A 12,621-nucleotide genomic window follows, 5' to 3' on the forward strand; every position below is an offset into this window, starting at 1 on the left:
GAGCTGGGCTATTTGCCCTTCGAGGCCAATGCCGCACACTTGTTCTTCCAGCTCGTGTCGCGGCGCTACGAGAAGGGAGCGATCCTGATCACCTCCAATCGTTCCGTGGGAGAATGGGGAAGCGTTTTTGGAGACCCCGTCGTCGCCACAGCAATATTGGACCGCCTGCTTCACCACTCTACGGTGATCACCATCCGGGGCGACAGCTATCGGCTCCGTGAAAAGCGCCGGTCCGGTCTTCTGCAGAAGACCGGACCGGCGCTCGAAACCAACGAAACAGCAAACCAGTGAGGGGGTCAGTTCTTCAGTTCGCCAAAGGGGTCAAATCCTCGCTTCGCTTGACACCTCTAAAAAGAGTCAACGCAGAGGCACACGTAGGGTTATGCCAGGTCCGTTCCCGTAGGGCCGAGATCGCAGCCTATCTCGCACGTAGCCGCTTAAGTGATCCAGGACTAACCTATGGTCATACGGCTTTGCGAGATGAGGTCCTTCTTCGCACAAATCTCCGGCGGCATTAGCAGTGCGTTCCACGGCTCCGGCGAGCAAAACCTTCAGTTGGGGCATGGATGTGCGAATCCAATGGGAGCGCCTGCATGGCTTCAGGTAAGCGCTGCACCAGCTCGTCGCAGTCGAGTCCTCTTGGCAGATAACAGTGTTCTCGATCGTCCGCTGGTCGTGCGACTTGGTGCGCGCGCTGTTTGCTGACGGGGCGGTGCCGCCTTATCCCGTTTCCCTTCTGGTGCGGCCACGACGGGTTGCGCCGCGGGTCGAGCAGAGAAACGACCAGGGCCATCGCGGGCCTGCCATCCAATCGTCGCATCACGAACTTCTCTGATCTGGTTCCCTTGTCGTTGCCGAGACGCTGCCTCAGCCGCCCGCGATGGCAATCTGGTCGAGCGCCGCACGAAGGCCGTGCACGAGGTCCTGCGCGTTGCCGTTGGCCCAGAAGTGCACGAAGAACATGCGTGGCTCTTCCTCTAGCATGTGGTTGTGCAGCGGCATGACCTGGATGCCGTTCTCCTTCAGCGCCTGGAGAACGGGCTGGACCTCGTCGGCGGTCATGACGAAGTCGCCGGTCGTCGCAGCTTGGCCCTCGCCGGTCGACTGGAAGTTGATGGCGATCGCCGACCCCATAGCGGCTGGGATCTCCATGCCGTGCATGGTGACAGGCTCTGCGCGGCGGATGCTGTATTTGTAGATGCCCCCATCCGCCTCGCCCTCATGCCCCAAGATCTGGTCAACTGCCGCAGTATCAAAGGTGATCTGCGCAGGCTCACCACCACTAGACGCAGCTTCCAGAGGCGTCCCCGTCATCTCCAGGGCGGCTCGAATGGTCTTGGCCATCTCTACCGGATCGCCATGACCACCGATATGCATGTACATCGGAGTTGGTCCGTCTCCGAACAGGTGCTTGTGCAGGGCGGTCACCTCAACCCCGCCTTCCAGGAGGCGTTCCATCACCGGGTTGACCTCCTCCTCGGCGAGCACGAGGTCGCCCATCAGCATGGCGCCATCCTGTGTATCCTTGAAGGCGACCCAGGTGCCAAGAGCCAGGCCGGGCTCGATCTCCACACCGTCAAGCGAAACGTGGAGATCGGAACGAGGAAATCCGACCCGATAGACCTCCCCGGGCTGGAGGCTGCCCTCCTTACCAATCGCTTGGGCGATTGCGTCCCAATTCGACTGAGCCACCGACGGGCTCGCAAGGCACAAGGCTGCAATTGCAAGTAATGCCACTCTACGCATTTTACGTTCCTCTTCGGGTTGGATCCACGCCGGTGCCTGTACTTGAACAGGCAAATGCTGCGGTAAAACAGCTCGCGGGCTACACGGGCTTTCGCATAAAGGCCCTCGCCAACAAATAGAGACCCGCGAGTGCAATCAGAGCGAAAACGATGTTGTCGAGTGGGTCCCATATCGCCTCGAGCAGCAGGTCGAGAATGTTGACGTCGAAGACGAAAAACCCCCAGGCAAACGCTCCGAGGATCACCAAGGCAAATGCTATCCAATCGACGCTCGTTTGGGGTCGCATGTCGGCCTCCTTCGCACAACCGGTCGCGGTCACCTAGTTGCGGCTGTCTCTCACAAAGCATGACGGTACGCGCGTTGCGCTATCCGGTAATGCCTCTACACAACGATGGTTGCCACTCGTCACCGGCCTTCCACCGAACCCTACATCGTCCACCCCGAAAACCTGCACCAGTCTAAGTCGTGGATCGGAGCACCTGAACATGAGGCCATTTCATGTAGGTCGTGTTGCCAAGCGACTGCGTTCCAAGCCCTGCTTGAACTTTGACCGCAGTCGATCAGCTACTCGGCGCGCAATCTCAACGGGTGCCTCGTTGGGGATCGGGAACACCGAGCTGGCGTTTATCTCGCCCAATACATAGCTATCAGTGCCTTCGCGGTCAGGCGGACCGAGCATGAAGTCCGCGTCCCAAATCATGGGGAGGTCTCGCCGAGAAATATCCAACGAGGCGGTCAACTGCGGGATCCACTCGTCTTCCATAAGGCGGCGCAGGCGCTGGAAGCGCTCGTCGGCATTGGAAGTATAGAGGCGAGGGCCGACCTCCGCCCGCGTCACCAGGTCATCGACCAAGGCTTTGACCTTCTGGTGGCCGAAGCCAGCGCAGCGATCGCCGACCATGTAGCAGCGCACCACACCGTCGCTCAGGCGGGCCTGGAAAGGCTGGTCGATCACAGGACCGTCCTCGAAGTAGTCGGCACACCGATTCAGGAACTCCTCAAGTGGCAGTTGCTCTGCCTTGTCTTGGGTCGCATCTAGCACGCGAACGCCGTGACCCACTACTCTCTCGACTTTCCAAACGCCTTGGCCGCCATTGCCACGGCTGCGCTTGATCACGCGCGGACCGCCGGTCAGCCGCTCAGGCAATTCGGCCCGCATCACCTCGGCGGTTCGGTAGAGGGCGGTGTCGCACCCCCAACTCATCTTCCGTGTATGATAGAGCACCTCCTTGGTCCCCATCTTGAGGATAACGTCGGGATGGGCACTCACCCAGACACCGCGCGCCGCGACTTCGCGCAGCAGCGCGTCGAGCCGGGCGCGATTGCGCCCATCATGTATCGGATTGACCCAGACGAGAACGCCATCGAGCGTCTCCAGCTCTGCTCGCACAGCGTCGATGACGTCATCTTCGTAGACCAAGGGCACAGCTTCGACCCCGGCGCCAGCCAGCGCCGCGAAGATCGCCTTGAAACGGCAGGTTTCTGGTGTAGCTCCACGGCGTTCCAGTTCATCACCGCGCCAAAGGACGGCTATGCGTCCCAAGTGGGCTGTCAACTCTGACATTGAAAGATCCTTTCAACTCATTGCAACTAGGTGACCTGTGCGACAAAAGCGGTAACGCCGAGCACCGTCGCTCTAGTGTTCCGATCCTCTGCCTCAGGGCATGGCTACCAGTGACGATGAGGAGCGGCTCGCTCGTGGAGCAGCCATCGTCGACGATTCTCTACGCATATTTTCAGACGAGCCGGGGCTAAGGTCGCCTCCTGCGTCTCCGCATTCGAGGGCAGGGCATAGATGGCGTTCTTCACGGCGACGGCCCCGATCGCCTGCAAGCGACGCCAAGGTGTCACGCGGAAATAGGCCAGCTTGGCCGGAAGCTGGTGAATTAGGAGGAGAATGTCGGCGGGATTGAGTCATGGCCATTACACCTCCAATGTTGCTACTGTATCTTTTATTCCATATAAAGCAACAAACGTATCAACTGAAGGCCGTGAGGGCCTCCTATGCAGAACCGGAGGTTGTCATCTCTGTCCACCCTCAAAAGGTCCAGCTTCGATAATGACTCAGACGCCTGACCCTTCCGGTGGCCATGTTGCCGATCAGCGAGAGCCAACTGTGCCTACGCTATCGCAATGGCAGATTTTCGTGCGTTTTTTGCGCTTTGGCCTTCTCGCATGGGGTGGACCTGTCGCGCAGATTGCTATGATCCGGCGAGAACTCGTTGATGAGGAGCGCTGGATTTCCAGCAGCCGGTTCAACCGCCTTCTTGCCGTCTATCAGGTGCTTCCGGGGCCTGAGGCGCACGAATTATGCGTCCATATCGGCATGCTTCCAGGTGGGCGCATGGGCGGCTTCCTTGCGGGGCTCGGCTTCATGCTGCCGGGCTTCCTTCTGATGTTCGCCCTATCGTGGCTCTACTTCACGATCGACATCACGCAATCGGCTCTAGGTCCGATATTTCTCGGCATTCAAGTTGCGGTCATTGCACTGATCGTGCGTGCGGTCCACAGAATTGGAGAGCACGTACTCCTCGACAAATGGCTCTGGGGCATTGGGATCGTCAGCGCTTTCGCAGCGTTTCTCGGCGCGAGCTTCTGGATCACGCTTCCGGCAGCAGGGTTGGTCTATGCCTTCGCCTTGCGAAGACAGCATGCACTTGCGGCCGTGACCCTGGTAGCCGCCACCGTGCTCGCTGTCCTGGTCGGGCCAGAGAGTTCAACAGGTCTGCTCGAAAGCGCCGCGCAGGGCACAGCACTCTCCAACGGGCCGATCGCGCAGGACGCATCGCTGGTGGCCCTGTTTTTCTCTGGCCTCAAGGCCGGTCTCCTGACCTTTGGGGGAGCCTACACTGTCATTCCGTTCCTGCGTGACGACGCAGTGGGGAACGGCTGGATGACGGACGCCCAATTCCTTGACGGTCTCGCTCTGTCCGGCATCCTGCCCGCACCGCTCATCATCTTCTCCACCTTCGTCGGCTATTTTGGGGGCGGTCCGCTCGGCGCCATCGCTATGACGGCCGGGATTTTTCTACCAGCCTTTGGCTTTTCGCTGCTCTTCCATGAGCGTCTGGAGAGCGTGGTCGAAAACAAGACCCTGCACAGCTTCCTGGAGGGCGTATCCGCAGGTGTCGTCGGTCTGATCGCCGCGACCACGGTCGAACTCGCGCTTGTCGTCATCGAGCGGCTACCGTCCGTGCTTCTCGGCGGGGTGATCTTCGCGCTCGCTCTGGCCGTCCTTTATCTCTGGAAGTCGAAGGTGAACGTCGTCCTGGCGGTTCTCGGTGCCGGCTTTCTGGGCTGGCTCAGCTCCGGCTTCCTTGGATGATGCGCGACATGTTCGGAAAGGAGCATGAAGTGAGGAAGCGTACGGTCCTGCGGTATGCAACCTGCCGCTCCTGAGGCGAGCCGTCGGACGCACCTGACCTGGCGGCGGCACGTGCCGCCGGCCCTGCTGCTCTTCGCCATCGCCCGTCCTGTCGCCATGGTGGAGCTCGCCTCATCGCCCTCCACGGTGATCCTCTCCATCGATATCTCAGGATCGATGCGCGGACCGATATGAAGCCACACGCCTTGCTGCGTCGCCTTCGCTGGGTCTGGGGCGCTCGTGCAGGCCCCGACTCTCGTTCGCGACATGCTCGACGCGACCATCAACAGCTTCGACCTGCGGCGTGGGACGGCGGTCGGCGCCGCCACCATCGCCGCGCTCGCCACCATCTTTCCCGACGAGAAATTCTCCATCGACAGTTTCGACGATCCGCGCGACCTGCTGGACCGGCCGAGCAGCGCCGGCCGTTCGCTCGACGTCCCTGAGCCCGAGGAGCCCGAGCATCAGCCCGTCGAGCCCGGCTCCTACCAGCGCCGTCATCATCCTGTTGACGCACGGGGCAACCACGACGGGACCCGATCCGGTCCTGGCAGCGCGCCTTGCCGCCGACTACGGCGTTCGTGTGCACACCGTCGGCTTCGGCTCGACCGAGGGTGACGTCGTCGATTTCGGCGGGCGCTCGATGCGGGCGATGCTCGACCTGACGACCCTGCAGACCATAGCCGATCTCACCCGAGGTGAGTATTTTTGCAGCTCACTCCCCCGAGGCCCTGATGGAGGTTTATGAAACGCTCTCGACGCGCCTGGTGCCCGAACGCAAGCTCACCGAGATCGCCTTCATCCTCGCCGGCATCGCCGCCCTCGTCTCTATTGCCGCGGCCTCGCTTTCGGTTCTCTGGTTTGGCAGGATCACCTAACCTTCGAAGCGTGCGGTGCATACCACTGACCATTGCCTCCAAGACCGCCGCTCCGGGCATAGCTCGGTAAGGAAGCGGACGCTGCTTCTTCACACATGGCGCACTCGGTCGCGTGCCCCAAGAGCCTTACGCGCTCTGACGCAACCAGAGCGCCGGCTCTAGTTCTTGCCGTCGCAGCGTTTCTTGCGAAAGGCCGGTACCACCTTTCGCACGTTGCTCTAGAACCAACAATCGGGAGGCAGAACCTGGCGCGGCACGTCAGGACAACTCATATTGACAACCGCTTAGGATTCCTTCACTTCGCCAGTATGGCGGTCATCTGACTGTCGTCCAGCACAGGACAAATCATGCAACCGGACAGTCGAAGTCGATCTTCGATCGCGCCGCCAGTGCGCCTTTGAACAAGGGGCTCCAGGGACGGCGCAAGCCTCGCCAATAGGAGCCGCAAATGCTGCGCATCTACTCGGGCCAGAATGGTCACCTCGCGCCAGTTGAGAACCTTCAGCAGCCACAAGACCGAGTTGCTCTCTGGCTCGATCTCCTGAATCCTACGGGAGACGAGGTGAAGCAGGTCGAAGCGCACCTTGGTGTGAACATCCCAACGCGCGACGAGATGGCGGAAATCGAGCTTTCGGACCGGCTCTACCGCGAGGACGGTGCCGCATTCATGACAATGACTGCGGTGACCAACATGGAAACCGAAGATGCCGTCAAGGTGCCGGTCTCCTTCATCCTGAAGGGCAAGACGTTGGTTACGGTCCGTCATGGCGACTCCAAGCCCTTCGCGACATACACGGCACGAGTGCAGCGCGAAGGCGCCGAGCCATGCACGTCTGGCGAAATGGCAATGGTAGGCCTTATTGAGGCGATCATCGACCGAACGGCTGACGCCCTTGAGCGCATTGGTGACGAGGTCGACGCGATCTCCCAGGAGGTATTCCGCAATAAGTCGAAGAGCGCCACCAAGAAGACCCGAGACCTGCAATCCCTCATTGAACAGATTGGACGAAAGGGCGATCTCCTGACCAAAATCCGGGAAAGCCTCGTCAGCATTGCCCGGTTGGCCGCTTACCACAGCGCAGTTGAGACTGGTCCCGTCAAATCCGGAAAAGAACTCCGGCAGCGCATCCGGCTTGTCCAGCGCGACGCGACTTCATTGGGTGATCACGCGATCTTCCTGTCCGGCAAGATCACCTTCTTGCTCGACGCCACCCTGGGGCTCATAAATCTGGAACAAAGCCAAATCATCAAGATTTTTTCGGTCGCAGCTGTCGTGTTCCTGCCGCCAACTTTGGTGGCATCAATCTACGGCATGAACTTTGATTACATGCCGGAATTGCACTGGCTCCTCGGGTATCCTTGGGCTTTGGGGCTGATGGTTCTCTCTGCCCTGCTTCCGTTTGTGTATTTCAAACGACGCGGTTGGCTTTAGGACATGCGCATAAAGCTGAATGCGCCCAGTTCCCGAGAACATCGAAGCTCACATGAACCAGCCGGCTAGAATGCCGACGGCGCAGAGAGCCCTGACGATCATCTACGCCCAACCGAGGCAGCGGAGAGCCGCCGCCCTGGATGTGGGCAATGATCCGGGACGCTCTCGAGGGCAACCGGCTGGCGTGTGAAGGGGCACATGGCCGCGATCCGCCGCACATCACCTTGTCCGGAGGTCACTGTCCTCGACGTCCTGACGCTGGCGATCACGCTCGGCGACGATTTCCTGCTTCACGCCTTCCTGGACGGCCTAGTCTAGGTGTCCGAAGTGCTGGGGAACGCTGGTCAACATCGACTGGGTGGCGCCACCGACGACACCGGAGCTATACGCGCCGCCGACGTCCGAGGTGACGCGTCTTCGTTTGAAGCCGACAGGAGCGGACCTCGCCCGCAAGCGCCTCAGGGTGGTGAACGGAGGCAATGAGCCCGGCGGTGGTCAGCTGCAACCTACTTCCGCTCTTCCGGCGGCTTGATGTGGCGGAACTGCGCAAGCAGCAGCAGGTCGTAGGTGATCTTGAGCACGCCGCAGATCAGGAACGGCCAAGCCTTGTAGGATGCGGCGAACAAGGCGCCGGCGAGTGCGGGACTGGCAGCCGCGGCGAGGCTGCGGGGGACGGAGGTGAAGCTCGCGGCGGCGGCGCGTTCCGCCTCTGTCACCACGGCCATGACGTAGGACGAACGCGTCGGCACGTCCATCTGGGAGAGCGCTGCTCGGATCAGCAGCAGGGCAAGCGCAACGCCCAGGTTGGGGGCGAGCGCCGCCAGCATCAGGGCGATGCTGGAGGGAATGTGGGTGAACACCATCGTGTTGATGAGCCCGATGTGCCGCGACAGCCAGGCGGCGACCGGGAAAGAGAAAGCCGACAGTACACCCGACCAGAAGAAGAACACACCGGCGGCAGACAGCGACAGGTCGAACCGCTCGAACAGCCAGAGCGCCAGCAGCGACTGCACGACGAACCCGCCGGCAAAGGCGTCGAGGCTGAAGAGTGCCGCGAGCCTGAAGACGATGGCGCGGGAGGGACCAAGCGCGGCGGCGGCCTCGCTTGCGGGCGGGCGCTTCGGGATGCGTGCATAGAACACGCCACCCAGGAGCCCGACAACCGCGTAGAGGACGAACATCAGCTTGATCGCCGTGAGCTGGCCGAGCCCGACCGTGGTCATCACATCGGGAATGGCCGAGGCGAGCGCGCCGACGGCGCTTGCGAGCGCTCCTACAAGGCTGTAGCGCGCGAACATCCTCGTCCGGTTGGCGTCACTCACTTCCCGCGTCAGCGCCGCGTGCTCGATCGGCACGAACACGCTCACACTGCCGGCCGACGGGTTGATCGTACCGGCGAAGGCGACGACCAGCAGGAGCGCATAATCGTGAACCACGGCGAAAGCGACGCCGGTTGCGATCATCAGGCTCGCGGCCGCAAGCAGAAGCTGGCGATGATCGAAACGCGGGCCGAGGAAGCCGACCGCGATGGTCAGCAGCGCCGAGCCGAGCAGCGATGCGGTGGCGATGATGCCGACCTGGAGCGGCGAGAACCCCAAAGCGAGCAAATAGACCGGCAACAGGACCGCCACGAAGCCGTCGCCGAAGTCGCGTAAGGCGCGTGCCGCGAGGAGATGGGTCGCCGGACCGAGCAATTGCCTCGGTGGGGCGCTTAGTTTGGATCTCGCGTACAACCGCATCGGCGCTCAGTTCAAATGGATTATCGCATGTCCGGTTGCCGGCTGATCCGCTCTCCGCAGCTCGCAGCCCGATCCCTGTCGCCGGGGGGGCCAAACGGGCGACCACCTCGACCAATTATGGCGAACAGCACGCGTCATCGGACTGGACCTGTTTCTGGGTTGCCAAGGCACGGCCCAAAATAGTGGCCAGGTCAGTGGCTTTGCCGATGCCCCAATAGTGGAGGAAGATGATCCGGGGTTCCTCAAAAAACATGTGGTTGTGGACGGCGACCACCTCGATCCCGCCGGCGCGAAGTTCCCGGATAATCGGAGCGACTTCGAGTTCGAGCATCGCGAAGTCGCCGCACACCGCGGCCCGCTCCTCAGTGCCTTGGAATGCCGCCCAGGTGTTGTATCCCATCACCGAGTTGATTTCCAAACCGCCGCAGCGGCTGCATCTGACGGGAACCTCCGGGCGCCCCAGCGTGAATTTGAAGACCCCGTCCTTGAGTTCGCCCGGGGCGCCGATGATGTCTTCCAACTGCCTGGTATCCAGTTGGTTGGGGACCTCCTTGATGGCAGGGTTGACGGGACGAGCCTGGCGAACCGTTTCGACTGCATCCAGTATTTTGCGAACACCTTGTCCCAATGTGGCTTCGTCGGCCGTAGCTTCGATGTGCATGAACAGCACCTCGGGCTGCGCGCGGATGAAGTGGTTGTGCAGCGCGGTCACATAGAATCCCCCCTCGATTGCTGCGGAAACGGCAACACCGACTTCGTCTTCCATCAGAACGATGTCGCCCATCACCGTCGTCTGCTCAGTGCCTTTGCGGAACGCTGCCCAAGTGGTCAGGCCCATAAAGGGAACTATCTCAAAGCCATCCACAGTCACCTTTACATCGCTGCGCGGCACCGACATTTTGAGTACGTCGCCGGTCATTGTTCCCGCGATACCTGCAGCCGCCTCAAGGTTTTTTTGATCCAACATAGTGCCATCAGTCATAGCCAGTCTCCTTCCGAAGGGATGTCACTCACGCAGGCTGCCTAAAGTGTTCCCGAAACGAGCCCAGAGAGCAAACCTGCGCCCGAACAGGCGGCAAGCACCGGCAGCATGCCGACCTTGAAGCGGAACACGGCGATCAGCGCGCCGAGGGTGAGCACGAGCGAGGCCACGTTGACCGAGCTCAGGACCGGCACATCGACGCTCATGCCGAAGCCGCTCACCTCGATCAACTCGCCGAAGAGCACGTGCAACCCGAACCACACCGCGAGATTGAGGATGACGCCGACGACGGCCGCTGTGATCGTCGCCAGCGCCGCCGACAGCGCCCGGTTGCTGCGCAGCGCCTCGACAAAGGGCGCGCCGAGAAAGATCCACAGGAAGCAGGGCGTAAAGGTCACCCAGGTGGTGAGCAGGCCACCGAGCGTGGCCGCCAGCAACGGATCGAGCGATCCGGGCGCGCGGAAGGCGCCCATGAAGCCCACGAACTGCGTGACCATGATGAGCGGCCCAGGCGTGGTCTCGGCCATTCCGAGCCCGTCCAGCATCTCTCCGGGCTGGAGCCAGTGATAGGTCTCCACGGCCTGCTGCGCGACATAGGCAAGAACGGCATAGGCGCCGCCGAAGGTCACCACGGCCATCTTGGAGAAGAAAACGGCAATGTCGGCAAAGACATTGCCGGGACCGAGCGCGGCAAGAAGGGCCGCAACCGGTGCGAGCCACAGAATGAGGAAAACACCCGCGATCTTCAGCGCCCAGGCGAGCGAGGGCCGCGCATGAGCGGGGATCGTCTCCCCGAGGACACTGTCCGCGTCGGCAACCTGCTTGTCACCCACCTTGCCGTGCCCGTTGGCGGCAAGGAAGGGCGCAAGGCCCGCGCGCCCGCCGGCAAAGCCGATGATGGCCGCGGTCAGGATGATCAGGGGAAACGGCACCTGGAAGAAGAAGATGGCGATGAAGGCGGCGGCGGCCAGCGCCACCATGACGTTGTTCTTGAGGGCGCGCTTGCCGACCCGCACGACGGCCTCGAGCACGATGGCGAGCACCGCCGCCTTCAGCCCGAAGAACAGCGCCTCTACGGCACCGACATTGCCGAAGAGCGCATAGATCCAGCTCAGTGCCATGATAGCGACAACGCCCGGTAGCACGAACAGCGTGCCGGCCACGAGCCCGCCCTTGGTTTTGTGGAGGAGCCAGCCGATATAGACGGCGAGCTGTTGCGCCTCCGGTCCCGGCAGGAGCATGCAATAGTTGAGCGCATGCAGGAAGCGGTTCTCGCCGATCCAGCGCTTCTCCTCGACGATGATCCGGTGCATCACAGCGATCTGCCCGGCGGGGCCGCCGAAGGAAAGCGCCGCTACTCGAGCCCAGACGCGCACGGCCTCTCCGAAAGGGATGCCGTGGTCGGGCGCTTCGTCGCGCCCGATGGATTGTGTGTCGTTGCTTGCGACCTTGTTCATCGATCCATCCCTGTGCGTCACCGGCGCTTCTTGCGGAAATACTGGTAAAGGTTATCGAAGACGGGTGCTCCCTGAGCGATGCGCGCCTCGTCGTCCGCATGAGCGATCGCGATGCCGGCGATGAGATGAGCAATACCGGCCGCTTCCTCGCGCGCGAACTTGCCGTCTTTCAGGTCGATGTCATGGACGATCTCGGCGAGCGCCTGGAGGGCCGGGTCGTCGAGATCGACGCGGGCAAGCAGCACTTCGAAGCTGCAGCGGTCGCCCTCGTGGGTGAACTCGCCTTCGAACATGTCGAAGCGCAACTCGCCCGGCTTAGGGACATAGTCCTTGCCCGGCACGAAGCGGATGACGGCATCGGAGTCGATGAAGCGGCGGATCAGCCAGCTGCAGGCGATGCGGTCGACGTGGACGCCTTTGCGCGTAACCCAGATGTGCCCCTTGAGGTCCGCAAGTGTCGGCGCAGCCTGTGGCTCTGCGGCGTCCAGGTCCTCGTTCGCCGTAAGCCGGCTCTCGAGTTCAGCGACGGCACCTTCCGCACCGAGTTGCCCGGTGGCGCCGAAGAAGTCGATCGCCATGACGTCGGCGAGCCGCTTGCGCATGCGCCGGATCTGGTTGCGCGCTTCTGTCTTCTCCTCACCGCCCGCCGCCGCATCTAGCGTCTCTGCGAGCGCACGAGCCTCGTTCGCGATCGCCTCATAGTCAGCATCGCGCGCCGCATCGAACAGCGCCCGCGCCTGGTCGTCCGAAAGGCCATCGATCAGCCGCGCCTCGCACACCATCGCCTCGCCGCCGCCCTCGACGATCTCCTTCAGGAGCCACGCGAAATCCTCCCGCGTCTCGGCGGTCGCCGGCAGCGCGTAGACGGTACTCTTTACTGCGACGGCGCCGATTCCCTGCAGCCGACGCCAGATCTTGACGCGCAGATAGGCCGGCTTGCTGGGAAGTTGGTGGATCAAAAGTAGCCATGGTTGGCTTGATGGCCGGTCGTCTTTCATGAAAATACCGTATCACTCAAGACAT

General features: G+C 61.9%; 12 protein-coding genes. 4 read left to right on the top strand and 8 right to left on the bottom strand.

The genetic code is table 11. From position 1 onward, the window contains the following. The coding region (locus BLR31_RS19230) for an ATP-binding protein (protein WP_176762774.1) at positions 1–291 on the top strand (291 nt) is incomplete at its 5' end. Between the two features lie 576 nt (positions 292–867). On the opposite strand, the gene BLR31_RS19235 is transcribed toward BLR31_RS19230, so the two are convergent. The 3 genes from BLR31_RS19235 to BLR31_RS19245 all read right to left on the bottom strand — a co-directional run bounded on the left by BLR31_RS19235 (position 868) and on the right by BLR31_RS19245 (position 3,310). After that, the gene (locus BLR31_RS19235; RefSeq protein ID WP_090599504.1) at positions 868–1,746 is read right to left on the bottom strand and encodes a DUF1259 domain-containing protein; all 879 of its coding nucleotides are present in this window, start codon (positions 1,744–1,746) and stop codon (positions 868–870) included. Between the two features lie 79 nt (positions 1,747–1,825). Then, positions 1,826–2,032, bottom strand: coding sequence for a DUF378 domain-containing protein (locus BLR31_RS19240; protein ID WP_143009455.1), 207 nt, complete (start codon positions 2,030–2,032; stop codon positions 1,826–1,828). A gap of 210 nt (positions 2,033–2,242) precedes the next feature. Continuing rightward, the gene (locus tag BLR31_RS19245; protein ID WP_090599391.1) at positions 2,243–3,310 is read right to left on the bottom strand and encodes a Cj0069 family protein; all 1,068 of its coding nucleotides are present in this window, start codon (positions 3,308–3,310) and stop codon (positions 2,243–2,245) included. Between the two features lie 552 nt (positions 3,311–3,862). On the opposite strand from BLR31_RS19245, the gene BLR31_RS19250 reads away from it, so the two are divergent. After that, the gene (locus BLR31_RS19250; protein ID WP_090599507.1) at positions 3,863–5,071 is read left to right on the top strand and encodes a chromate transporter; all 1,209 of its coding nucleotides are present in this window, start codon (positions 3,863–3,865) and stop codon (positions 5,069–5,071) included. Between the two features lie 207 nt (positions 5,072–5,278). On the opposite strand, the gene BLR31_RS21835 is transcribed toward BLR31_RS19250, so the two are convergent. Continuing rightward, entirely contained in the window at positions 5,279–5,611 is a 333-nt protein-coding gene (locus BLR31_RS21835) for a hypothetical protein (protein WP_176762775.1), read from the bottom strand. Positions 5,612–5,808: 197 nt separating this feature from the next. On the opposite strand from BLR31_RS21835, the gene BLR31_RS21460 reads away from it, so the two are divergent. Next, positions 5,809–5,988, top strand: coding sequence for a hypothetical protein (locus BLR31_RS21460; protein WP_143009456.1), 180 nt, complete (start codon positions 5,809–5,811; stop codon positions 5,986–5,988). Between the two features lie 448 nt (positions 5,989–6,436). Continuing rightward, the gene (locus BLR31_RS19260) at positions 6,437–7,420 is read left to right on the top strand and encodes a magnesium transporter CorA family protein (protein WP_090599398.1); all 984 of its coding nucleotides are present in this window, start codon (positions 6,437–6,439) and stop codon (positions 7,418–7,420) included. A 506-nt stretch (positions 7,421–7,926) separates the two neighbouring features. Here BLR31_RS19260 and BLR31_RS19265 read toward each other — a convergent pair. The 4 genes from BLR31_RS19265 to BLR31_RS19280 all read right to left on the bottom strand — a co-directional run bounded on the left by BLR31_RS19265 (position 7,927) and on the right by BLR31_RS19280 (position 12,596). Continuing rightward, positions 7,927–9,159, bottom strand: a complete 1,233-nt coding sequence (locus BLR31_RS19265) for an MFS transporter (RefSeq protein WP_090599402.1) — start codon at positions 9,157–9,159, stop codon at positions 7,927–7,929. A gap of 115 nt (positions 9,160–9,274) precedes the next feature. Continuing rightward, entirely contained in the window at positions 9,275–10,141 is an 867-nt protein-coding gene (locus tag BLR31_RS19270; RefSeq protein WP_090599406.1) for a DUF1259 domain-containing protein, read from the bottom strand. A 41-nt stretch (positions 10,142–10,182) separates the two neighbouring features. Beyond that, complete coding sequence (gene chrA, locus BLR31_RS19275) at positions 10,183–11,598, bottom strand: chromate efflux transporter (protein ID WP_090599410.1); 1,416 nt, start codon at positions 11,596–11,598, stop codon at positions 10,183–10,185. 17 nt (positions 11,599–11,615) lie between these two features. After that, a complete protein-coding gene (locus BLR31_RS19280; RefSeq protein WP_090599413.1) occupies positions 11,616–12,596 on the bottom strand; it encodes a chromate resistance protein ChrB domain-containing protein in 981 nt (326 codons plus the stop codon). Between the last annotated feature and the right edge of the window lie 25 nt (positions 12,597–12,621).

It is taken from the genome of Pelagibacterium luteolum, from assembly GCF_900100665.1.
In the GTDB taxonomy this organism is placed as follows: domain Bacteria; phylum Pseudomonadota; class Alphaproteobacteria; order Rhizobiales; family Devosiaceae; genus Pelagibacterium; species Pelagibacterium luteolum.

Excerpts from the sequence above, each read along its gene's own strand:
- BLR31_RS19260 (WP_090599398.1), top strand. The coding sequence starts at position 6,437 with ATGCTGCGCATCTACTCGGGCCAGAATGGTCACCTCGCGCCAGTTGAG.
- BLR31_RS21835 (WP_176762775.1), bottom strand. The coding sequence starts at position 5,611 with ATGACGGCGCTGGTAGGAGCCGGGCTCGACGGGCTGATGCTCGGGCTC.
- BLR31_RS19245 (WP_090599391.1), bottom strand. The coding sequence starts at position 3,310 with ATGTCAGAGTTGACAGCCCACTTGGGACGCATAGCCGTCCTTTGGCGC.
- BLR31_RS19240 (WP_143009455.1), bottom strand. The coding sequence starts at position 2,032 with ATGCGACCCCAAACGAGCGTCGATTGGATAGCATTTGCCTTGGTGATC.
- BLR31_RS19265 (WP_090599402.1), bottom strand. The coding sequence starts at position 9,159 with ATGCGGTTGTACGCGAGATCCAAACTAAGCGCCCCACCGAGGCAATTG.
- BLR31_RS19235 (WP_090599504.1), bottom strand. The coding sequence starts at position 1,746 with ATGCGTAGAGTGGCATTACTTGCAATTGCAGCCTTGTGCCTTGCGAGC.
- chrA (WP_090599410.1), bottom strand. The coding sequence starts at position 11,598 with ATGAACAAGGTCGCAAGCAACGACACACAATCCATCGGGCGCGACGAA.
- BLR31_RS19280 (WP_090599413.1), bottom strand. The coding sequence starts at position 12,596 with ATGAAAGACGACCGGCCATCAAGCCAACCATGGCTACTTTTGATCCAC.
- BLR31_RS19270 (WP_090599406.1), bottom strand. The coding sequence starts at position 10,141 with ATGACTGATGGCACTATGTTGGATCAAAAAAACCTTGAGGCGGCTGCA.